Consider the following 20,609-nt stretch of genomic DNA (forward strand, 5'->3'; position numbering starts at 1 on the left):
GATAACGCCCACAAGGTTTACGGAGCGATACGGACACTTACCGTTTAATTGCCGAAGCCTCACCTGGGCGGCGGTGCGGGCGGGCTCGCAGAGCAGAAAAGCTACCGCTTAGTAGTTACCTGTTGTACCGTTCATGGCATGCCAGAAGCAGCTTCCGCAGCGGCCCGCCGGGCCGTGATCGGTGACAGCGAGTTCGATCGCGACACCGCCGTCACCCGCCGCGCCCCCGGTGTCCACGACATCGACCTCTCGGCCGGCTGGACGATCATCAACGCCGTCAACGGCGGCTACCTGCTGGCCGTCCTCGGCCGCGCCCTGGCCGACACCCTGCCGCACACGGACCCGTTCACCGTCTCGGCGCACTACCTCACCGCCTCCCAGCCGGGGCCGGCCGTGATCCGCACCGACATCGTCCGCACCGGCCGCACCCTCTCCACCGGCCAGGCGTCGCTCTTCCAGTACGACGACGAGGGCCGCGAGGTCGAGCGGATCCGCGTCCTCGCCTCCTACGGCGACCTCGCACAGCTGCCCGACGACGTGCGCACCACCGCGAAGCCGCCCGCCATCCCGCCGATGGAGCAGTGCTTCGGCCCGCAGGACGGCCCCGCCCCCATCCCCGGCAGCTCCGCCATCACCGACCGGCTGATGATCAAGCTCGACCCGGCCACCCTGGGCTGGGCGCTCGGGCAGCCCTCCGGCAAGGGCGAGATGCGGGCCTGGTTCGGCCTCGCCGACGGACGCGACGCCGACCCGCTCTCCCTGCTCCTCGCCGTGGACGCGCTGCCGCCCACCGCCTTCGAGATGGGGCTGAAGGGCTGGGTGCCCACCGTCGAGCTGACCGTGCACGTCCGCGCCCACCCCGCCGCCGGCCCGCTGCGCGTGGCCATCACCACCCGCAACCTCGCCGGCGGCTTCCTGGAGGAGGACGCCGAGGTCTGGGACAGCGCCGACCGGCTGGTCGCCCAGTCCCGGCAGCTGGCCCGGGTCAGGCTCGGCTGAGGGGTTCCCGGCCCAGCCAGGCGGCGAGCCTGTCGTAGACGCCGGCGTCCTCGGAGGCGGGCCGCACCTCCTCGAACGGCGTGTCGCCGCCGCGGGGCGTCGCGGGCAGCACGCGTTCGGCCGTGGCCAGCGCGAACGCGGCCGGTTCGGCGTCGAGGGGGAGCGGGTGGCCGAGCGCCTCGGACAGGTCCCAGGTGTGGGTGACGATCTCCATCACATAGCCCGAGAGCGCCTGCCACCCCGGCACGTCGCCCCACGGGACCCGCACCGGCGCGGTCAGCCGCTCGTCGGACTCCCACGCCTTCAGCACCCGGGTGCGCACCTCGTCGTACGCCTCGGGCCAGCCGGTGTCCTCCACACCCTGTGCGAACGGCTGCACGGCCATACCGTCGCCGCCCTCGCCGACCACCGCGATCCGCAGGGTGCCGCCGACCATGTGGCTCAGCAGCCGCCGTACGTCGAACGCGGTGCACGGGGTGGGGCCGTCCAGCTGCCCGGGCCGGACGGTCCGGATCAGGGCGGCGGCCTGCTCGGTGGCGCGGACGTAGACGGGGCGCGGGTCGATGACGTTCATCGGGTACCTCTCTCTCGGTCGGTACGCCGAGCTTCGGCCCATAACCTGACAGTTTCCGTCAGCATTTGCTGCGGGCTTTCCGGGGGCGCGATGCTGAGCCCGTGAAGTCCGACCGCCTGCTGTCGATCCTGCTGCTGTTGCAGACCCGCGGCCGTCTGCCCGCGCACGAACTCGCCGAGCGGCTGGAGGTGTCGGTGCGCACCATCTACCGCGACATCGAGGCCCTGTCCGCCTCCGGCGTCCCCGTCTACGCCGAACGCGGCCGGCACGGCGGCATCCGGCTCCTGGCCGGATTCCGCACGGACGTCACGGGTCTGACCGCGGACGAGTCCCGGGCCCTGTTCATCCTGGCCGCCGAGGGCGCGCACGCCGCGCTGGGGCTGGACGCCGCGCTGGGTTCGGCCCTGCGCAAGGTGATGGCGGCGCTGCCCGCCCCGTACCGCCCGGCCGCGGAGGTGACCAGCCGCCGCATCCTGGTCGACGCGACCCGCTGGCGCGGCGGACCCCGGCAGGCCGTCGACCTGGACGTGCTGCAGGACGCCGTCTTCGCCGACCGCCGCCTCAGGCTGCGCTACCGGCACAGCGGCGAGCGCGAGCCACGCACCTACACCGTCGACCCCTACGGCCTGGTCTCCAAGGCGGGCGTCTGGTACCTCGTCGCGGACCGCCGCGGCCGGCCGCGGCTCTTCCGCGCCGACCGGGTGCGCTCGGCGAGGCTGCTCGGCGAAGCGGTGCGGCGCCGGCCCGGTGTCGAACTCGCCGACGCCTGGGAGGTGCTGCGCCGTCAGGTCGAGGAGCGGCCCGGCGCTCTCGAGGTGGTGGTCCGGGTCAGGCGCGACCGGCTCGACATGTTCCAGCGCATGATGGCGTCCACGCTCGTCGGGCTCCCCGAGGACGACGGGCCCGGCGACTGGGTGACGGCCCGCCTGTCGTACGGCGTCGTCGCCGAGGCCCGCCAACTGCTCGCGTTCTCCGACCGCGTCGAGGTGCTCTCCCCGCCCGAGGTGCGCGAGGAGCTGGCCCGCGCGGCCGCGTCCGTCACGGAGCTGTACGCGCCCTGACGAGGCGGCCCGGTCGAGGCGGTGGCGGCGGCCGTACGTGCCCGGGTGAGGCGGCTCAGTCGAGCCAGTGGCGGCGGCCGATGCTGATCAGCCGCATCTGACGGGTCGCCACCTGGGTGACCCGCTCCCGCTCCGCCTGCGGTGCCTCCAGGGACTCCAGGAAGAGCGAGGCGGTGATGAGCATCTGGTCGACGTAGAGCGTGGCGAGCATCAGCAGGTCGTCCTCGCTCCAGCCCGCGGAGACCGGGTCCTTGGCCAGCTCGGCCTTCACCTCGTCGCCGAACCGGGCCAGCTGCTCGCGGATCGCCTCCCGCACCGGCTGCACCCCGCCATGCCGTTCCCGGGCGATGAAACGGACGTGTGCGGGGTACGCGTCCACATGACGGGCGATCAGTTCCACGGCGCGCGTGATGCGTTCCCCGTGGTCGCCCGCCGTGGACACCGTCGTCCTGATCATCGGGTGCAGGCTGCCCAGCGCCTCCTCGACCAGCGCCACGCCCAGATCCTCGATGGAGCGGAAGTGGCGATAGAAGGCGGTCGGGGCGACGCCGACCGCGCGGGTGACCTCGCGCAGGCCCAGGCTGCTCAGGCTCTGCCCCTCCAGCAGGCCGAGCGCCGCGTCCAGGAGGGCTTGGCGGGTCTTGAGTTTCTGGGCCTGCCGGACGCCGAGGGTGTGACTCATGCCATGCAGTTAACAACTGTTCTCCGGAATTGAAAAGCCGTCGAGCGCGCTAGACTGGGTAGTCAGTGAACAAGTGTTACTACAACCGTTCACCGAAACTTCACGAGAGCATCTCGGAGGGGGCTTCATCCCATGCTCTTCCTCGTCGCCGCACTTCTGCTGCTCGGTGTCGTCATGGGCACCGTGGCCCACGCGCCGCTGTCCTTCACGGCGATCGCGGCCGTCGTCATCGCCGTCTGGCTGGCCGTCTTCGCCGTCCGCGAGCGCCACGCCCGCCGGCGCGGCACGCCGGCCCCGTGACCGTCCGCACGTCCCACCACGACCTCGACCGTCGGGAGACGACCCTCATGCAACTGACCGCACCGGCCGACCGCCGCACCGACCGCACGAGCGGCACTCGCCGCACCGGAATCCGCGACACCGACGGCATGGCCGTCGCCTCGTTCATCCTGGGCCTGCTGGGCCTGCTCGTCCTCAACCTCTTCCTCGGCCCGATCTCCATCGCGCTGGCCCTGGTCGCCCTGTGGCGCGGCACGGCCCGCCGCGGCCGCGCGTACCTGGGCCTGGCGCTGGGCGTGGCCGACCTGGTCCTCCTCTTCGCGTTCATGCAGGCGGACCACTCGGTGTCCTGGAGCTTCTGACAGCGGGTGCCGCCCGCGCCCCGCAGCCGGGGACGGATACAAGTACGCCTGCGAGTACGGCCGGTCCTGCCGCCGCGGGCAGGCGTAAGGCACTTCGGCCGCCCTGGAGCCGAGGCCGCCCGCACGTGCCCCGTAGAATCGGCACACCATGGCTTACCTCGACCACGCGGCGACCACGCCGATGCTCCCGGAGGCGGCAGAGGCCCTGACCGCCCAGCTGGGCGTCACCGGCAACGCCTCGTCCCTCCACGCATCCGGCCGCAGGGCACGCCGCACCGTCGAGGAGGCCCGCGAGAGCCTCGCCGAAGCGCTCGGCGCCCGTCCCAGCGAGGTGGTCCTCACCTCCGGCGGCACCGAGGCCGACAACCTCGCGGTCAAGGGCCTGTACTGGTCCCGCCGCGCCGCCGACCCGGCCCGCACCCGGGTCCTCGCCAGCCCCGTCGAGCACCACGCCGTCCTGGACGCCGTCCACTGGCTCGGCGAGCACGAGGGCGCCACCGTCGAGTACCTCCCCGTGGACCGGTACGGCCGGGTCCACCCCGACGCCCTGCGCAAGGCGATCGCCCGCGATCCCGGCGACGTCGCGCTGGCCACCGTCATGTGGGCGAACAACGAGATCGGCACGCTGCAGCCGGTCCGTGAACTCGCCGACGTGGCCGCCGAGTTCGGCGTCCCGCTGCACTCCGACGCGGTCCAGGCCTTCGGTCAGGTGCCCGTCGACTTCGCCGCCTCCGGCCTCGCCGCGATGACCGTCTCCGGCCACAAGATCGGCGGACCCTACGGCATCGGCGCGCTGCTTCTCGGCCGTGAGTACACCCCCGTACCCGTCCTGCACGGCGGCGGCCAGGAACGCCACGTCCGCTCCGGCACCCTCGACGTCCCCGCGATCGCCGCCTTCGCCGTCGCCGGCCGTCTCGCCGCCGAACAGCGCGAGTGGTTCGCCCGTGAGATCGGCGCCCTGCGCGACCAGCTCATCGACGCCGTCCGTGCCGCCGTGCCGGACGCGATCCTCGGCGGCGACCCCGCCCCCGAGGGCCGGCTGCCCGCCAACGCGCACTTCACCTTCCCCGGCTGCGAAGGCGACTCCCTGCTGCTCCTGCTGGACGCCCAGGGCATCGAGTGCTCCACCGGCTCCGCCTGCACCGCGGGCGTCGCCCAGCCCAGCCATGTCCTGCTCGCCACCGGCGCCGACCCGGACCTGGCCCGCGGCACCCTGCGCTTCTCCCTCGGCCACACCTCCACCGAGGCCGACGTCGAGGCACTCGCCAAGGCCATCGGGCCGGCGGTGGAGCGGGCCCGCGCGGCGGGGCTGACGTAGCCGCGGCCTCGGGGCGCACGGGGGCCGCACCCCTGGGCACGACAAGGGACCTACGAAGCGGGTTCCCTTCGCCGGCATGGTCCGGATCAGGTACTGGGGGTCGCCTTCCGGCCGTGAACTGCACCGTCCGGCCTCTCAGCCCGACCGTCGACGTCGGCCTCAGCGGAAGCCGGGGCTTCTCGCTCAAGTCGGCTACTCCGGTCGAACTCCCTCACTCGCCTCGTAGGCCTGTAATCAGGATAGAACGCGCCTACGGTGATGGAAGGGGCCAAACCTTGATTTTTGCCTCACGCCGGTGCCGTCAGGGCCCGCCGCACCAGGTTCAGATAGCGGTCCCAGTCCCAGTGCGGTCCCGGGTCGGTGTGGTCCGTGCCCGGCACCTCGACATGGCCGATGATGTGCTCCCGGTCCACCGGTATGCCGTACCGCCGGCAGATCCCGGCCGTGAGCCGCGCCGAGGCCGCGTACATCGCCGCCGTGAAGTCGCCGGGCCGGTCCACGAACCCCTCGTGCTCGATGCCGACACTGCGCTCGTTGTACTCCCGGTTGCCCGCGTGGAAGGCCACGTCCAGCTCACGGATCATCTGCGTCACACGCCCGTCCCGGCGGACGATGTAGTGCGCCGCCGCCTTGTGACCCGGGTCCTGGAACACCTTCACCGCACTGCGGTAACTGCCCTGCGTGACATGGACGACCACCCGGTCGACCGGGTAGTCGTCGGGCCGGTCGGCCCGGCGGTAGTTCGCCGTCGACGCCGCCACCCACAGCGCGCCCCGGAAGTCGACCGCGCCCGCCACTCGCTCCTTCTCCACGCCGGGCAGCCGCCACCACAGATGCGCCAGCTCGTCCCGGGCCAGCACGGCCGTGCCCGCGGCGGCCGCCGCACCGCCGAGCAGCAGGGCGCGGCGCCCGATCCGCCGGTCCGCATCGCTCTTCGCATCCCCCATGTGGTCGTCAACGCATATCCGGCGGTCCCGGTTCCCGCGTCCCCGTACCCTGGAAGGGCTATGACTGACACCCCGCAGCGCTCCCGCCCCCTCCGCGTCCTCGCCGCCATGTCGGGCGGCGTCGACTCCGCCGTCGCCGCGGCCCGCGCCGCCGAGGCGGGCCACGACGTGACCGGCGTCCATCTCGCGCTCTCCGCGAACCCCCAGTCCTTCCGCACGGGCGCGCGGGGCTGTTGCACCATCGAGGACTCCCGGGACGCCCGCCGCGCCGCGGACGTCATCGGCATCCCGTTCTACGTGTGGGACCTCGCCGACCGCTTCCGCGAGGACGTCGTCGAGGACTTCGTCGCCGAGTACGAGGCCGGCCGCACCCCGAACCCGTGCCTGCGCTGCAACGAGAAGATCAAGTTCGCGGCGCTGCTCGACAAGGCGCTCGCCCTCGGCTTCGACGCGGTCTGCACCGGCCACTACGCCAAGGTGATCGAGCGCGAGGACGGCTCCCGCGAGCTGCACCGCGCCTCCGACATGGCCAAGGACCAGTCCTACGTCCTCGGTGTGCTGGACGAGCAGCAGCTCGCGCACGCCATGTTCCCCCTCGGTGACACGGTCACCACCAAGGAGGAGATCCGTGCGGAGGCCGAGCGGCGCGGGCTCGCCGTCGCCAAGAAGCCCGACTCGCACGACATCTGCTTCATCGCCGACGGCGACACCCAGGGCTTCCTCGCCCGGCGCCTCGGCAAGGCGGAGGGCGACATCGTCGACGAGGCCGGCAACCGCGTCGGCACGCACGAGGGCGCGTACGGCTTCACCATCGGCCAGCGCAAGGGCCTGCGCATCGGCACCCCGGCCCCCGACGGCAAGCCGCGCTACGTCCTCGACATCTCCCCGGTGACCAACACCGTCACCGTCGGCCCGGCCGCCGCCCTGGACGTCACCGCCCTGACCGCGATCAAGCCCCGCTGGTGCGGAACGGCCCCGGCGGGCCCCGGCAGCTACACCGCCCAGCTGCGCGCCCACGGCGACGAGACCGAGGTCACCGCGGAGCTGACCGACGGTGAGCTGCGCGTGACCTTCGCCGAGCCAGTCCGCGGCGTCGCCCCCGGCCAGGCGATCGTCCTGTACGACGGCACCCGCGTGGTGGGCTCGGCGACGATCGCGACGACCGTCCGCGCGACGGCGAGCGTGGCCTGAGCAGAGCGCGCCCGACCGGCGGACGATCCGGGCGCGCCCCACGGGCATGAGGCCCGAGCGCGCCGCGCCCGCACAAGGCCCGAGGGCCCCTGCCCGCGCACGGTCCGAGCGCGCCCGACCGGCTGACGATCCGGGCGGCCGCCCACCGGCAGCGGGCCGGGCCCGCCGCACCGGCCCAAGGTCCCGGTGCGGCTCACCCGCAGAGGGCCTCCGTCAGCACCGGGCCCAGGACGTCCGGTTCCACCATGTGGGTCTGGCCCTCGAGAACGCGGTGGTCGCTGTGCGGCGCCGCCTCGGCGACCGCCCGGTTCGCGTCCAGCATCCACGCCGGGCTCGCCCCGCCGGCCACCACCAGCAGCGGCACGGAGAGCGCGGCGACCCGCTCGCGGGGCAGCAGTCCGTCGCCCATCACCGCCGCGTCGTACGCCAGGCTGGGCGCCACCGCCTCCATGCCGGCCCACATGGGGGACTGGCGCGCGCCCCGGATCACCTCCTCGCCGAGCCCGGTCAGGCGCAGGAACAGCTCCACCGCGTCCCCGCGCCGGTCCTCGGCGAGCGCCGCGGTCAGGTTCTGCACATAGGTCGCGTGCCGCTCGGCGCCGCCCGTCAGGAAGTCCGCGTAGGGCACCTCGTAGACGCCCGCGCGGCGGACCGGCAGCCCGCTCGCCGCCGCCTCGAGCACCAGCGCGCCGCCCGAGGAGACGCCGAACAGGGCCGCCTCGCCGCCCACCGCGTCGATCAGCGCGGCCAGGTCCTCGACCTCCCGCTCCACCGCGTACGGCGCCGTGTCACCGCTCTCGCCGCGGCCCCGGCGGTCGTACACCACGGCCGTGCACTGCCCGGCGAGCCGCTCGGCCAGCGGGGCCAGCGTGCCCCCGGTGGACATCGCGCCGCTCACCAGGATCACCGGCGGACCGTCGCCGTGGCGCGCACCGGCGATGCGGGTGCCGTCCCGCGACACCACCGTCAGCCTGCTGTGACCGTCCTGCTTCTCCTGCTTGTCCATGGCAGAGCAGACTGCCGCAGATGACGCGGCTCAGCGGTCACGACACTTCCACCTCGTAGAAGCAGAGGTGGTTCTTGATCTGCGCCACGTCCGGTTTCGGGTCCGGGTAGGACCACACCAGGTCGGGGGCGCCGGGCCGCGACCAGTAGGACGCCGTGCCCTTGAACGGGCAGTGGGTGTGCGTGTCGGACGGGGTGAGCAGCTCGAGCCGGACGTCCTCGGCGGGCAGGTAGTACCGCGGCGGACAGCCGGTCTCGTGCAGGACGAGCGGACGGTCGCTCTCGGCCAGGACCTGACCGTCGTGCACCACGCGCACGTGCCGGTCGCTCTGCTCGACTGTGATGGTGTGTCCTCGGGTCATGTCGGGAACAGCGTTTTCCGGGCGCCGGTTCTTCCCGCGTACGGTGACTCCATGCGTATCTGTGTCTTCCTCTCCGCCGCCGACCTCGACGACCGCTACACCCGTCCCGCGCGCGAGTTCGCCGAGCTGCTCGGCAAGGGCGGCCACACGCTCGTGTGGGGCGGCTCGGACGTCGGCCTGATGAAGGTCGTCGCGGACGGCGTGCAGGAGGCCGGCGGACGGCTGTGCGGGGTCTCCGTGGACTTCCTGGCGGCCAAGGTGCGGCCGGGCGTCGACGACATGGTGATCGCCAAGGACCTCGCCGAGCGCAAGAGGCTGCTGCTGGAGAAGGCCGACGCCGTGGTGATCATGGTGGGCGGCACGGGCACGCTCGACGAGGCCACCGAGATCCTGGAGCTGAAGAAGCACGGCCACACCGACAAGCCGGTGGTGCTGCTGAACACCGCCGGCTTCTACGACGGCCTCAAGGAGCAGTTCCGCCGCATGGACGACGAGGGCTTCCTGCCCCGCCCGCTCACCGAGCTGGTGTTCTTCGCCGAGGAGCCGGTGGGCGCGCTGGCCTACCTGGAGGAGAGCCAGGGCATCGCCTGAGCCGGCGGTGATGCGAGCATGGCGGGCATGGCTACACATGTGATCACCGGAGCCGGTTCCGGCATCGGCGCCGCCGTCGCCCGCCGTCTGCACGCGCGCGGGGACGACCTCGTGCTGCACGCGCGCGACGCGGGCCGCGCGAAGGAGCTGGCCGCCGCCTTCCCCGGCGCGCGGACCCTGGTCGGCGACCTCGCGGACCCCGACAAGCTCTCCTGGGCGCTGTCCCACCAGTCGCTGCCGGACCGCGTGGACTCGCTGCTGCACATCGCGGGCGTCGTCGACCTCGGCCGGGTCGGCGACCTCACCCCGAAGTCCTGGCGCCACCAGCTCAACGTCAACCTGATCGCGCCCGCCGAGCTGACCCGTCTGCTGCTGCCCCAGCTGCGCGTCGCCCGCGGTCACGTGGTGTTCGTCAACTCCGGCGCCGGCCTGAACGCGCACGCCGAGTGGGGGGCGTACGCCGCTTCCAAGCACGGCCTCAAGGCCCTCGCCGACTCCCTGCGCCAGGAGGAGCACGCGAGCGGTGTCCGCGTCACCTCCGTCTATCCCGGCCGCACGGCCAGCCCCATGCAGGCCAAGGTCCACCAGCAGGAGGGCAAGGAGTACGACCCGTCCCGCTGGATCGACCCCGAGTCGGTCGCCACGGCGATCCTCATGGCCGTCGACCTGCCCGAGGACGCCGAGGTCAACGACCTGACGGTGCGGCCGGGGCGCTGATCCACGCCGGGCCGGCGCGGGGCGGCGGGCCACCGGCGCTCCGGGCGGGGACGGACCCCCGGTGACGCTTACGTAGGCTTCAGGCGTGAGCGAAAACAGCCAGTTCAGGTTCGGGGGCGCCACCGGGGTCGGGTCGATGCCCGGAGGTGACGCCCGGGAGGCCGCAAAGACCGTCACCGGCTCCTTCGAGGACTTCCCGTTTCTGCCGGAGCTGCCCGCCCGCGGCCCCGGCGCGGACATGATCGGCCGCACCGCAGGGATGCTCGTCGAGATGTACGCGCGCGTGGAGCCCAGCGGCTGGCGGCTCGGCGACCGGCCGGGCCGCGACACCAAGCGGGCCCGGTCCTGGCTCGGTGAGGACCTCGACGCGCTGGAAGAGTTCACGCAGGGCTACACCGGACCGCTGAAGGTGCAGGCGGTCGGGCCGTGGACGCTCGCCGCGAGCCTGGAGCTGAGGAACGGCGAGGCCGCTCTGTCCGACCCGGGCGCCTGCCGCGACCTCGCCGCCTCCCTCGCCGAGGGGGTGCGCCTCCACCTCGCCGAGGTCCAGCGGCGCGTCCCCGGCGCGCAGCTCGTCCTCCAGCTCGACGAGCCGTCCCTCACCGCGGTCCTGCGCGGACAGGTGCGAACGGCCAGCGGCTACCGCACCCACCGCGCCGTCGACCGTCAGGTCGTCGAGGCCGCCCTGCGGGACACCGTCGCCGTGCACACCGGCGGCCCCGTCGTCGTCCACTCCTGCGCCCCCGACGTGCCCTTCGCCCTGCTGCGCCGGGCCGGCGCGGCAGCCGTCTCCTTCGACCTCTCCCTGCTCACCGAACGTGACGACGACGTGATCGGCGAGGCCGTCGAAGGCGGCACCCGGCTGTTCGCCGGTGTCGTGCCGGGCACGGACGGCCCGTTGTCAGACCCTGCCGGTAGCGTCATGGGTGTCAGGACGCTGTGGCGCAGGCTGGGCCTGCACCCGGGACTGCTCGCTCAGGCGGTCACGGTGACGCCGGCGTGCGGGCTCGCGGGCGCCTCCCCGGCGTACGCGCGCCAGGCGCTCGCCCACTGCGTCCGGGCGGCGAGATCCCTCGCGGACAACCCAGAGTAACGGGAGGACAACACGGTGGCCGGCGACAAGCAGCAGGCGGAGACGGCAGTGCCCGCCGAGGCACGTGAGAAGCACGCGCAGCTCGCTGAGCAGATCGAGGAGCACCGCTTCCGGTACTACGTGAAGGACGCTCCCGTCATCAGCGACGCCGAGTTCGACACACTCCTGAAGACGCTGGAGGCACTGGAGGAGCAGTACCCGGAGCTGCGGACGCCGGACTCGCCGACCCAGAAGGTCGCGGGTTCGTACGAGACGGAGTTCACCTCCGTCGAGCACCGCTCCCGCATGCTCTCCCTGGACAACACCTTCAACGACGACGAGCTCGCCACCTGGGCCGACCGTATCGCGCGCGAACTGGGCGAGCAGAAGTACCACTTCCTGTGCGAGCTGAAGGTCGACGGCCTCGCCGTGAACCTCACCTACGAGCACGGCCGCCTCGTCCGCGCGGCGACCCGGGGCGACGGCCGCACCGGCGAGGACATCACCCCCAACGTCCGCACCATCACCGACATCCCGGACCGCCTGGGCGGGGACGAGGTCCCCGACCTCGTGGAGATCCGCGGCGAGGTCTACTTCCCGATGGAGAAGTTCCTCGAGCTGAACGAGCGGCTGGTCGCGGCCGGCGACAAGCCCTTCGCCAACCCGCGCAACGCCGCCGCCGGATCGCTGCGCCAGAAGGACCCGCGGGTCACCGCCACCCGGCCTCTGCACATGGTCGTCCACGGGATCGGCGCCCTCGAGGGCTACTCCGGGATGACCCGTCTCTCCCAGGCCTACGAGCTGCTGAAGACCTGGGGCCTGCCGACCTCCGGGCACAACCGCGTGGTCGACGACCTGGACGGCGTGCGGAAGTTCATCGCGTACTACGGCGAGAACCGCCACTCCGTCGAGCACGAGATCGACGGCGTCGTCGTCAAGCTGGACGAGCTCCGCCTCCAGGGGCGCCTCGGCTCCACCGCGCGCGCCCCGCGCTGGGCGATCGCCTACAAGTACGCGCCGGAAGAGGTCAACACCAAACTCATCGACATCAAGGTGGGCGTCGGGCGCACGGGCCGCGTCACGCCGTACGCGCAGGTGCAGCCGGTCACGGTCGCGGGCAGCGAGGTGGAGTTCGCCACCCTGCACAACCAGGAGATCGTCAAGGCCAAGGGCGTGCTCATCGGGGACACCGTCGTGCTGCGCAAGGCAGGGGACGTCATCCCGGAGATCCTCGGTCCGGTGGCGGACCTGCGCGACGGCTCCGAGCGGGAGTTCGTGATGCCCGGCGAGTGCCCCGAGTGCGGCACGGCGCTGCGGCCCATGAAGGAGGGCGACATCGACCTCCGCTGCCCCAACGCCCGCGCCTGCCCGGCACAGCTGCGGGGACGCGTCTCCTACCTGGCGGGGCGTGAGTGCCTGGACATCGAGCACTTCGGTGACGTGGCCGCCGCCGCGCTCACCCAGCCGCTGGAGCCGGCCGACCCGCCGCTGGTGGACGAGGGCGACCTGTTCGACCTGACGGTGGAGAAGCTGCTCCCCATCAAGGCCCATGTCCTCGACCCCGACAGCGGGCTGCCCAAGCGCGATCCGAAGACCGGTGAGGAGAAGGTCGTCACCGTCTTCGCCAACCAGAAGGGCGAGCCGAAGAAGAACACCCTCGCCCTGCTGGCGAACATCGAGGCGGCCAAGACCCGCCCCCTCGCCCGCTTCCTGAACGGCCTGTCCATCCGGCACGTGGGGCCGGTGGCCGCCCAGGCGCTCGCCCGCGAGTTCCGGTCCATCGACCGCATCGAGCAGGCCACCGAGCAGGAGCTGGCGACCACCGACGGAGTCGGGCCGATCATCGCCGCCGCCCTCAAGGAGTGGTTCGCCGAGGACTGGCACCGCGAGATCATCCGCAAGTGGAAGGCCGCGGGCGTTCCGCTGGAGGAGGAGACGGCCGGAGAGGACGAGGGACCCCGCCCGCTGGAAGGGCTTACCGTCGTCGTCACCGGCACCCTGGAGCACTTCACCCGGGACGGGGCCAAGGACGCCCTGCAGAGCCGCGGCGCCAAGGTGACCGGTTCGGTGTCGAAGAAGACCTCGTTCGTCGTGGTGGGTGACAACCCCGGATCGAAATACGACAAGGCGATGCAGCTCAAGGTGCCCGTCCTGAACGAGGAGGGCTTCGACGTCCTGCTCGACCAGGGCCCCGAGGCCGCGGCGGACGTAGCTCTTTCGGCCGACGAGTAGCGGTTGAAGGCCACCCGATCGGCGCATATCAGATGCATAGGGGTGGCCGGGGCGCATTCGGGCAACCGTCGGCGACCGCTGCCCGAGGAAGGCGTCCGCGGCCTACTGTTGAGATGTGCGCCTGCCGTGCCCAGCTGCGGTCGGGGCATCCTCGTGCTCTTGACGGGCAGGGGGAAGGGTTTTCCAACGCGGAGCCGTTGAGGGAAGTCGGGCATCGGGCCGCGAGGCGTGGGCACCGCCGGCTGTGAGAGGGACGGGAATGGAACCGACCGAGAGCACCGCCCCCGGCTCACGGCTGCGCCTGCGCCGTGCGGCGGGCGCGTGGCGGGGGAGCCGGTGGGTGACACGCGCGATCGGGCGCGGCCGGGTACGCGAGCGCGCCGCGCCCGCCCACCCGGGCGGCGACGGCATGGACTCCGCCCGGCTCGGCGCGGGCCTCACCGGCGCCGACGGCCCCGACGCCGGCCGGTTCAAAGCCGGCCCGGCCGGCCCCGAACGGCTCGATCCCTCCCGCCCCGCCGTGGCCCTGCCCGGCGCCGAGCACGAACGCCACCCGTCCTGGCCCCCGCTGCCCGCCGCGGTCGTCGCGGCCGCCGCCCTCGTGCTGGGCGCCGGCTTCTACCGCGCCTTCACCGGCGGCCACGCCCTCTTCCCGTCCGGCGCGGTCGGCTGGTCGCTGGCGCTGCTGACCGGCATCATCGTCGGCCACCTGGTCATGCTCGGCCGCGCCCGCTGGTGGGGCGGCACCGGCTCCGGCGCCGCCCTCACCCTCGCCGTCCTGCTGCTGTACGGCTGGGTGCCGGCCGGCATGGTCAGCCTCACCGTCGTCGTCCTGGTCGGCATAGCCCGCCGCCACCGCTGGCGGCAAGGCGTGCTGCACGGCTCGGTGGACCTGCTCGGCATCGGCGCCGGCGCCCTGGTGCTGGCCGCCTTCGGCGCCGTGCCGAGCGTCGAGGCGCCCTCGGACCCCGGCAGCTGGACCTTCTACACCGCCCCCGAGGTGGTGCTCGTCGCGGTCGCCTATCTCGCCGTGACCCGGATCCTGCTGTGGTACCTGCACGCGCCGCGCTCCGGCGGACTGCCCACGGTCGCGCGCACCGCGCTGGTCAGGCAGGGCCTGGTGGCCGTCGCCCTGCTCGGCATAGCCCCGCTGGTGTGCGTGGTGGCCACCGCCAAGCCGGTGCTGCTGCCGCTGTTCTCCATCCCGCTGATCGCCCTGGACTCCACCCTGTGGATCGCCCGGGCCCGGGCGGAGGAGCAGCTGCGCGACCCGCTCACCGGGCTGCCCAACCGCCAGTGGCTGCTGGAACGCATCTGGACCGCGCTGGACGACGCCGAGCGCATCGGCGCCCGCGCCGCCCTGGTGCTGATCGACCTGGACCGTTTCCGGTCGGTCAACGACACCCTCGGGCATCTCGCCGGGGACCGGCTGCTGCTCCAGATAGCCGACCGGCTGCGGCTCGCCCTGCCGCGCGGCGCGGAGGTGGCGCGGCTGGGCGGTGACGAGTTCGCCGTGTTACTGCCGGTCGCCGACTCCACGACCTCCGCGATGCGCGTCGCCCGGGGCCTGGTCGCCGACCTCAGCTCCCCGCTCGACCTCGACGGGCTCACACTGGTGCTGGAGGCCAGCGCCGGCGTCGCCGTCTTCCCCGACCACGCGCTGGACGCCGAGGGCCTGCTGCGCCGCGCCGACGTGGCGATGTACCAGGCGAAGCGGGACCGCACCGGCGTCGAGGTCTACGAGTCCAAGCGCGACTCCAACACCCCCGACCGGCTCGGGCTCCTCGGCGATCTGCGCCGGGCGCTGGACGCCCACGAGGTCCAGCTGCACTACCAGCCCAAGGTCCGCTTCGACGGCCAGGTGGCCGGCCTGGAGGCGCTGGTGCGCTGGGTGCACCCCGAGCGCGGGAAGGTGCCGCCGGACGAGTTCATAGCGATCGCCGAGTCCTCCGGGCTGATGCCGCACCTCACCGAGTACGTCCTGGACACCGCGCTCGCCCAGGTCGCCCGGTGGCGCTCGCAGGGACTGTTCGTCCCGGTCGCCGTCAACGTCTCCCCGCGCGATGTGCACACCCCCGGCTTCGCCGGCTCCGTCGCCGCCCGGCTGGCCCGGCACGGGGTCCCGGCCGGCTCGCTGCAGCTGGAGATCACGGAACACGTCCTGCTGGAGGACCCGCAGCGGGCCGCCGACACCCTCGCGGGACTCACCGGCCACGGCGTGAAGATGTCCCTGGACGACTTCGGCACCGGCTACTCCTCCCTGGTCCACCTGCGCCGCCTCCCGGTGAGCGAGCTGAAGATCGACCGCTCCTTCGTGGCCCGGCTCGCCGTGGACACCGAGGACGCCGAGATCGTGCGCTGCACCGTCGACCTCGCCCATTCGCTGGGCCTGCTGGTCGTCGCCGAGGGCGTCGAGGACGACGAGACCTGGGAGCGCCTGCGCGACCTGGGCTGCGACGCCGTCCAGGGCTGGCTGGTCGCCGCGGCGATGCCGCCGGAGGAGACGACGGCCTGGCTGCGCGCCCGCGGCTCCCGGGGCTGGCAGCGCCCCGCGGCGGCCCTCCCCGCCGCCACGGTGGACGACCCGGGCCGGGTCAGCTAGCGCGAGTCCCGCACCAGGGGCGCCGTCGCCAGGTGGCCCAGGCGGCTCAGGGCGGCCCGCGCCGCCGGCCTCGCGGGGTTCGCCGCGAAAGCCGTCGCTTCCGGGATCCACCGCGCCGCCACGATCGTTGTACTGATCAGCGCCGGACGGCTCTTCGCGGTCCGAGCGCCCACCGACGAGGGGGATACGTCATGTCGCTGTTCGTACCGAAGTTCGACGAGACCGTACTGGTCCGGGACGCCGAGGCGGAGGTCGTCGGGGGTGACCCCGTCGCCGTGAAGCTGCTCGCCGACAGCAGCGCCAGCGGCGGCGCGCTGTCCACCGTCCGCGTGACCCTCGGCGAGGGCGCCGACGGCGCCAAGCCGCACGTGCACCACCACTCCGCGGAGATGTTCTACCTGCTCGACGGCGCCCTGGACGTCCTGTCCGGCGACGACGTCGTCACCGCCGGGCCCGGCGACCTGATCATCGTCCCGCCGGACCGCCCGCACGCCTTCGCCGCCGTCCCCGGCGCCGCCGCGGACCTGCTCATCGTGATCACCCCGGGCGTCGAGCGCTTCGAGTACTTCCGTCATCTGCAGCGCATCCGGCTCGGCGAGGTCCCGCTCGGAAGCATCCTCGAGGTGCAGGAGACATACGACAACCACTTCCTGCACAGCGAGGCCTGGGAGAAGCGCCGCGGGTGACCCGGGACCGGGCCGCCCCGCGCCGCCCGGCAAACCGTTTAACAGGCACGGGCCCCCGCCCCATAGGATTGGGAAACGGCCCCCGGCCCCCAACCACACACACTCACCCCAGAGGATCGCTGCATGCCTGGCATCACGCGCGAGGAGGTCGCCCACCTCGCCCGGCTGGCGCGTCTGGAGCTGAAGCCCGAAGAGCTCGACCACTTCGCGGGACAGCTGGACGACATCATCGGCGCGGTGGCCCGCGTCAGCGAGGTCGCCGACCAAGACGTACCGCCGACCTCGCACCCGCTGCCGCTGACGAACGTCATGCGGCCGGACGAGGTCCGTCCCTCGCTCACCCCCGAGCAGGCGCTCTCCGGCGCCCCGGCACAGGAGCAGCAGCGTTTCAAGGTGCCGCAGATCCTGGGGGAGGAGTGACCACCATGACGGACAACATCATCAAGCTCACGGCCGCGCAGATCGCCGAGAAGATCGCCTCCGGCGAGCTCACGGCCGTCCAGGTCACCGAGGCCCACCTGGCCCGGATCGAGGCCGTCGACGAGAAGGTGCACGCCTTCCTGCACATCGACCGCGAGGGCGCGCTCGCCCAGGCGCGGGAAGTGGACGCCAAGCGCGAGCGGGGCGAGAAGCTCGGCCCGCTGGCCGGTGTCCCGCTCGCGCTGAAGGACATCTTCACCACCGAGGGCGTGCCCACGACCGTCGGTTCGAAGATCCTCGAGGGCTGGATCCCGCCGTACGACGCGACCGTCACGTGCAAGCTGAAGGCCGCCGACGTCGTCATCCTCGGCAAGACCAACATGGACGAGTTCGCCATGGGGTCCTCCACCGAGAACAGTGCCTACGGCCCGACCGGCAACCCCTGGGACCTCACCAAGATCCCCGGCGGCTCCGGCGGCGGTTCCTCCGCCGCGCTCGCCGCCTTCGAGGCCCCGCTCGCCATCGGCACCGACACCGGCGGTTCCATCCGCCAGCCGGCCGCCGTCACCGGCACGGTCGGCGTGAAGCCGACCTACGGCGCGGTCTCCCGCTACGGCATGGTGGCCTTCTCCTCCTCCCTCGACCAGGGCGGCCCGTGTGCCCGTACGGTCCTGGACGCGGCCCTGCTGCACGAGGTGATCGCCGGCCACGACCCGCTGGACTCCACCTCCATCGACGCCCCGGTCCCGCCGGTCGTCGAGGCCGCCCGCAACGGCAGCGTGGCGGGCATGCGCGTCGGCGTCGTCAAGCAGTTCCGCGGCGAGGGCTACCAGCCGGGCGTGATCCAGCGCTTCGACGAGTCCGTCGCCCTGCTGAAGGACCTGGGCGCCGAGATCGTCGAGCTGGACTGCCCGTCCTTCGACCTCGCGCTGTCGGCGTACTACCTGATCGCGCCGTCCGAGTGCTCCTCCAACCTCGCCCGCTTCGACGGCCTGCGCTACGGCCGGCGCACCGGCGACGACGGCGGCCACTCGGCGGAGGAGGTCACCTCCCTGACCCGCGAGGCCGGCTTCGGCCCCGAGGTCAAGCGCCGCATCATGCTGGGCACGTACGCGCTGAGCTCCGGCTACTACGACGCGTACTACGGCTCCGCGCAGAAGGTCCGCACGCTGATCAAGCAGGACTTCGACAAGGCCTTCGAGCAGGTCGACGTGATCGTCTCCCCGACGACGCCGACCACCGCCTTCGCGATCGGCGAGCGCGCCGACGACCCGATGGCGATGTACCTCGCGGACCTGTGCACCATCCCGACCAACCTGGCGGGCAACGCGGCCATGTCCCTGCCCTGCGGTCTCGCCCCGGAGGACAACCTCCCGGTCGGCCTGCAGATCATCGCCCCGGTGATGAAGGACGAGCGTCTGTACAAGGTGGGTGCCGCGGTCGAGGCCGCCTTCGTGGAAAAGTGGGGGCACCCGCTCCTGGAGGAGGCTCCGTCGCTGTGAGCAAGCTGTCCAAGGCCAAGGACTTCAAGAAGTCCAAGTCCGGTACGTACCTGTCGATGGCCACCACCGCGTTCGGCGCGGTCAGCGTCGTCAAGCAGATCAAAAAGGCGCGGCTGGAGAGCGACACGCTGCGCCTGATCGACGCCACCGTGTCCGCCGCCGCCATCGTCACCGGCCTCGCCATCCTCTACCGCGAGCTGAAGCGGCTGGGCGACGACGACGTCCTGCTGGGCTGAGAGGGAAGTTTCACCGTGACCACCACGACCGACCTGGTGTCGTACGAGGAAGCACTCGCGTCGTACGACCCCGTCATGGGCCTCGAGGTCCATGTCGAACTCGGCACCAAGACCAAGATGTTCTGCGGCTGCTCGACCTCGCTCGGCGCCGACCCGAACAGCCAGACCTGCCCGGTCTGCCTCGGCCTGCCCGGCGCCCTCCCGGTCGTCAACGCGACCGGCGTCGAGTCCGCCATCAAGATCGGTCTCGCGCTGAACTGCGAGATCGCCGAATGGTGCCGCTTCGCCCGGAAGAACTACTTCTATCCGGACATGCCGAAGAACTTCCAGACCTCCCAGTACGACGAGCCGATCGCCTTCAACGGCTACCTCGACGTGCAGCTGGAGGACGGCGAGACCTTCCGCGTGGAGATCGAGCGCGCCCACATGGAGGAGGACACCGGCAAGTCGACGCACGTCGGCGGCGCCACCGGCCGTATCCACGGCGCGTCCCACTCCCTGCTGGACTACAACCGCGCCGGCATCCCGCTCATCGAGATCGTCACCAAGCCGATCGAGGGCGCCGGCGAGCGCGCCCCCGAGGTGGCGAAGGCGTACGTCCGTGAGCTGCGCGAGGTCATCCGTGCCCTCGGCGTGTCCGAGGCCCGCATGGAGATGGGCCAGATGCGCTGCGACGTGAACCTGTCGCTGCGCCCGAACGGCACGCAGAAGTTCGGCACCCGCAGCGAGACCAAGAACGTCAACTCGCTGCGCTCGGTGGAGCGCGCGGCCCGGTTCGAGATCATGCGCCACGCGGCCGTGCTCTCCTCCGGCGGCACGATCGTCCAGGAGACCCGCCACTTCCACGAGGACACCGGGTCCACGACCTCGGGCCGCGTGAAGGAGGAGGCCGAGGACTACCGGTACTTCCCGGAGCCCGACCTGGTGCCGGTCGCGCCTTCGCGCGAGTGGGTCGAGAAGATCCGCGCGGCCCTGCCCGAGATGCCGCTGGCGCGCCGCACCCGGCTGCTCACCGAGTGGGGCATCTCCGCCACCGACATGCAGGCGATCCTCAACGCCGGCGCGCTGGACCTGATCGTCGCCACCATCGACGCCGGTGCCGACGCCGCCTCCGCCCGCAAGTGGTGGATGGGCGAGCTCGCCCGCAGCGCCAACGAGTCCGGCACGGCGCTGGACGAGCTGGCGATCACTCCGCAGCAGGTGGCCCGGGTGACCGAGCTGGTCACCAAGGGCGACCTGAACGACAAGCTGGCCCGTCAGGTCATCGAGGGCGTCCTCGCCGGCGAGGGCACGCCGGACGAGGTCGTCGACAAGCGCGGCCTGAAGGTCGTCTCCGACGAGGGCGCGCTCACCGCCGCCGTCGAGGAGGCCATCGCCGGCAACCCGGGCATCGCGGACAAGATCCGCGGTGGCAAGGTGGCGGCGGCCGGTGCCCTGGTCGGCGCGGTCATGAAGGCCACGCGCGGCCAGGCCGACGCGGCCCGCGTCAAGGAGCTGATCCTCGACAAGCTGGGCGTCAGCGAGGGCTGAGCACCGCATCCGCGCACACGGCAGGCCCCGGGGACGACGTCCCCGGGGCCTGCCGCATGTGAGTGACGCCACAACAGGTGACAGAGTGCCGTCGATTGTCCTGTGACCTCGCTCCCAACACCTGTGAACAAGGCCACGAAAGCCGCAAAGGATCTCTTCCGCCTGTAAGAGTGGCTAGGCATTCCTCATGCGTTCTTTGCGGGCTGTTCGGTTAATGGACCACTGTTCCCGGTCAAAGATC

The 20,609-nt window shown here is 72.4% G+C and carries 21 protein-coding genes; 16 read left to right on the plus strand and 5 right to left on the minus strand.

Annotated elements, in window-relative coordinates; translation table 11 throughout:
• Positions 1-138 precede the first annotated feature (138 nt).
• Complete coding sequence (locus tag ACZ64A_RS15535; RefSeq protein WP_469810745.1) at positions 139-999, plus strand: thioesterase family protein; 861 nt, start codon at positions 139-141, stop codon at positions 997-999.
• Here ACZ64A_RS15535 and ACZ64A_RS15540 read toward each other — a convergent pair.
• Positions 986-1,573, minus strand: a complete 588-nt coding sequence (locus ACZ64A_RS15540) for a TIGR03086 family metal-binding protein (RefSeq protein ID WP_469810746.1) — start codon at positions 1,571-1,573, stop codon at positions 986-988. The two genes, ACZ64A_RS15535 and ACZ64A_RS15540, sit on opposite strands and share 14 nt — an antisense overlap.
• A 101-nt stretch (positions 1,574-1,674) precedes the next feature.
• On the opposite strand from ACZ64A_RS15540, the gene ACZ64A_RS15545 reads away from it, so the two are divergent.
• A complete protein-coding gene (locus ACZ64A_RS15545) occupies positions 1,675-2,634 on the plus strand; it encodes a helix-turn-helix transcriptional regulator (protein WP_469810747.1) in 960 nt (319 codons plus the stop codon).
• Positions 2,635-2,689: 55 nt separating this feature from the next.
• On the opposite strand, the gene ACZ64A_RS15550 is transcribed toward ACZ64A_RS15545, so the two are convergent.
• Entirely contained in the window at positions 2,690-3,316 is a 627-nt protein-coding gene (locus ACZ64A_RS15550) for a TetR family transcriptional regulator (protein WP_469810749.1), read from the minus strand.
• A gap of 132 nt (positions 3,317-3,448) precedes the next feature.
• Here ACZ64A_RS15550 and ACZ64A_RS15555 point away from each other — a divergent pair, with 132 nt between their 5' ends.
• From ACZ64A_RS15555 to ACZ64A_RS15565, 3 genes are all read left to right on the plus strand, one after another.
• Complete coding sequence (locus ACZ64A_RS15555; RefSeq protein ID WP_469810750.1) at positions 3,449-3,616, plus strand: hypothetical protein; 168 nt, start codon at positions 3,449-3,451, stop codon at positions 3,614-3,616.
• A 47-nt stretch (positions 3,617-3,663) separates the two neighbouring features.
• Positions 3,664-3,957 (plus strand): DUF4190 domain-containing protein, encoded by a 294-nt coding sequence (locus ACZ64A_RS15560; protein ID WP_469810841.1) that lies wholly within the window; start codon positions 3,664-3,666, stop codon positions 3,955-3,957.
• Positions 3,958-4,105: 148 nt separating this feature from the next.
• Positions 4,106-5,275, plus strand: a complete 1,170-nt coding sequence (locus ACZ64A_RS15565; protein WP_469810751.1) for a cysteine desulfurase family protein — start codon at positions 4,106-4,108, stop codon at positions 5,273-5,275.
• A 287-nt stretch (positions 5,276-5,562) separates the two neighbouring features.
• Here the strand turns inward: ACZ64A_RS15565 and ACZ64A_RS15570 are convergent, their stop codons facing one another.
• Complete coding sequence (locus ACZ64A_RS15570; protein ID WP_469810752.1) at positions 5,563-6,222, minus strand: N-acetylmuramoyl-L-alanine amidase; 660 nt, start codon at positions 6,220-6,222, stop codon at positions 5,563-5,565.
• 60 nt (positions 6,223-6,282) lie between these two features.
• Here ACZ64A_RS15570 and mnmA point away from each other — a divergent pair, with 60 nt between their 5' ends.
• Complete coding sequence (gene mnmA / locus ACZ64A_RS15575; RefSeq protein WP_469810753.1) at positions 6,283-7,413, plus strand: tRNA 2-thiouridine(34) synthase MnmA; 1,131 nt, start codon at positions 6,283-6,285, stop codon at positions 7,411-7,413.
• Between the two features lie 193 nt (positions 7,414-7,606).
• Here mnmA and ACZ64A_RS15580 read toward each other — a convergent pair whose 3' ends face one another.
• Together ACZ64A_RS15580 and ACZ64A_RS15585 are read right to left on the minus strand one after the other, a co-directional pair.
• Entirely contained in the window at positions 7,607-8,419 is an 813-nt protein-coding gene (locus tag ACZ64A_RS15580) for an alpha/beta fold hydrolase (protein WP_469810754.1), read from the minus strand.
• Positions 8,420-8,456: 37 nt separating this feature from the next.
• Positions 8,457-8,780 (minus strand): DUF427 domain-containing protein, encoded by a 324-nt coding sequence (locus ACZ64A_RS15585; RefSeq protein ID WP_469810755.1) that lies wholly within the window; start codon positions 8,778-8,780, stop codon positions 8,457-8,459.
• Between the two features lie 51 nt (positions 8,781-8,831).
• Here ACZ64A_RS15585 and ACZ64A_RS15590 point away from each other — a divergent pair, with 51 nt between their 5' ends.
• The 10 genes from ACZ64A_RS15590 (at position 8,832) to gatB (ending at position 20,368) form a co-directional block, all read left to right on the plus strand.
• Positions 8,832-9,371: an LOG family protein gene (locus ACZ64A_RS15590; RefSeq protein ID WP_469810756.1), complete on the plus strand. Its 540-nt coding sequence runs from the start codon at positions 8,832-8,834 to the stop codon at positions 9,369-9,371.
• Between the two features lie 18 nt (positions 9,372-9,389).
• Positions 9,390-10,088: an SDR family oxidoreductase gene (locus ACZ64A_RS15595; protein ID WP_469810757.1), complete on the plus strand. Its 699-nt coding sequence runs from the start codon at positions 9,390-9,392 to the stop codon at positions 10,086-10,088.
• An 85-nt stretch (positions 10,089-10,173) separates the two neighbouring features.
• Entirely contained in the window at positions 10,174-11,181 is a 1,008-nt protein-coding gene (locus tag ACZ64A_RS15600) for a methionine synthase (protein WP_469810758.1), read from the plus strand.
• 15 nt (positions 11,182-11,196) lie between these two features.
• On the plus strand, positions 11,197-13,392 hold the full coding sequence (ligA, locus tag ACZ64A_RS15605; RefSeq protein WP_469810759.1) for an NAD-dependent DNA ligase LigA: 2,196 nt from the start codon (positions 11,197-11,199) through the stop codon (positions 13,390-13,392).
• Positions 13,393-13,651: 259 nt separating this feature from the next.
• Positions 13,652-15,994, plus strand: coding sequence for a putative bifunctional diguanylate cyclase/phosphodiesterase (locus ACZ64A_RS15610; RefSeq protein WP_469810760.1), 2,343 nt, complete (start codon positions 13,652-13,654; stop codon positions 15,992-15,994).
• Positions 15,995-16,185: 191 nt separating this feature from the next.
• Positions 16,186-16,680, plus strand: a complete 495-nt coding sequence (locus ACZ64A_RS15615) for a cupin domain-containing protein (protein ID WP_469810762.1) — start codon at positions 16,186-16,188, stop codon at positions 16,678-16,680.
• A gap of 123 nt (positions 16,681-16,803) precedes the next feature.
• Positions 16,804-17,100, plus strand: a complete 297-nt coding sequence (gatC, locus tag ACZ64A_RS15620; RefSeq protein ID WP_004925108.1) for an Asp-tRNA(Asn)/Glu-tRNA(Gln) amidotransferase subunit GatC — start codon at positions 16,804-16,806, stop codon at positions 17,098-17,100.
• A gap of 5 nt (positions 17,101-17,105) precedes the next feature.
• Positions 17,106-18,602: an Asp-tRNA(Asn)/Glu-tRNA(Gln) amidotransferase subunit GatA gene (gene gatA / locus ACZ64A_RS15625; protein WP_469810763.1), complete on the plus strand. Its 1,497-nt coding sequence runs from the start codon at positions 17,106-17,108 to the stop codon at positions 18,600-18,602.
• Positions 18,599-18,838: a hypothetical protein gene (locus tag ACZ64A_RS15630; protein WP_469810765.1), complete on the plus strand. Its 240-nt coding sequence runs from the start codon at positions 18,599-18,601 to the stop codon at positions 18,836-18,838. Before gatA ends, ACZ64A_RS15630 begins: the two co-directional genes overlap by 4 nt.
• Positions 18,839-18,853: 15 nt before the next feature.
• A complete protein-coding gene (gatB, locus tag ACZ64A_RS15635) occupies positions 18,854-20,368 on the plus strand; it encodes an Asp-tRNA(Asn)/Glu-tRNA(Gln) amidotransferase subunit GatB (RefSeq protein WP_469810766.1) in 1,515 nt (504 codons plus the stop codon).
• The last annotated feature ends 241 nt before the right edge of the window (positions 20,369-20,609 follow it).

The organism is Streptomyces sp. NPDC104814, assembly GCF_055583185.1.

Bases quoted from the DNA above. Each gene is read 5' to 3' on its own strand.
- ACZ64A_RS15535 (WP_469810745.1), top strand. From the start codon at position 139: ATGCCAGAAGCAGCTTCCGCAGCGGCCCGCCGGGCCGTGATCGGTGAC.
- ACZ64A_RS15540 (WP_469810746.1), bottom strand. From the start codon at position 1,573: ATGAACGTCATCGACCCGCGCCCCGTCTACGTCCGCGCCACCGAGCAG.
- ACZ64A_RS15550 (WP_469810749.1), bottom strand. From the start codon at position 3,316: ATGAGTCACACCCTCGGCGTCCGGCAGGCCCAGAAACTCAAGACCCGC.
- ACZ64A_RS15555 (WP_469810750.1), top strand. From the start codon at position 3,449: ATGCTCTTCCTCGTCGCCGCACTTCTGCTGCTCGGTGTCGTCATGGGC.
- ACZ64A_RS15560 (WP_469810841.1), top strand. From the start codon at position 3,664: ATGCAACTGACCGCACCGGCCGACCGCCGCACCGACCGCACGAGCGGC.
- ACZ64A_RS15565 (WP_469810751.1), top strand. From the start codon at position 4,106: ATGGCTTACCTCGACCACGCGGCGACCACGCCGATGCTCCCGGAGGCG.
- ACZ64A_RS15570 (WP_469810752.1), bottom strand. From the start codon at position 6,222: ATGGGGGATGCGAAGAGCGATGCGGACCGGCGGATCGGGCGCCGCGCC.
- mnmA (WP_469810753.1), top strand. From the start codon at position 6,283: ATGACTGACACCCCGCAGCGCTCCCGCCCCCTCCGCGTCCTCGCCGCC.
- ACZ64A_RS15580 (WP_469810754.1), bottom strand. From the start codon at position 8,419: ATGGACAAGCAGGAGAAGCAGGACGGTCACAGCAGGCTGACGGTGGTG.
- ACZ64A_RS15585 (WP_469810755.1), bottom strand. From the start codon at position 8,780: ATGACCCGAGGACACACCATCACAGTCGAGCAGAGCGACCGGCACGTG.
- ACZ64A_RS15590 (WP_469810756.1), top strand. From the start codon at position 8,832: ATGCGTATCTGTGTCTTCCTCTCCGCCGCCGACCTCGACGACCGCTAC.
- ACZ64A_RS15595 (WP_469810757.1), top strand. From the start codon at position 9,390: ATGGCGGGCATGGCTACACATGTGATCACCGGAGCCGGTTCCGGCATC.
- ACZ64A_RS15610 (WP_469810760.1), top strand. From the start codon at position 13,652: ATGGAACCGACCGAGAGCACCGCCCCCGGCTCACGGCTGCGCCTGCGC.
- ACZ64A_RS15615 (WP_469810762.1), top strand. From the start codon at position 16,186: ATGTCGCTGTTCGTACCGAAGTTCGACGAGACCGTACTGGTCCGGGAC.
- gatC (WP_004925108.1), top strand. From the start codon at position 16,804: ATGCCTGGCATCACGCGCGAGGAGGTCGCCCACCTCGCCCGGCTGGCG.
- gatA (WP_469810763.1), top strand. From the start codon at position 17,106: ATGACGGACAACATCATCAAGCTCACGGCCGCGCAGATCGCCGAGAAG.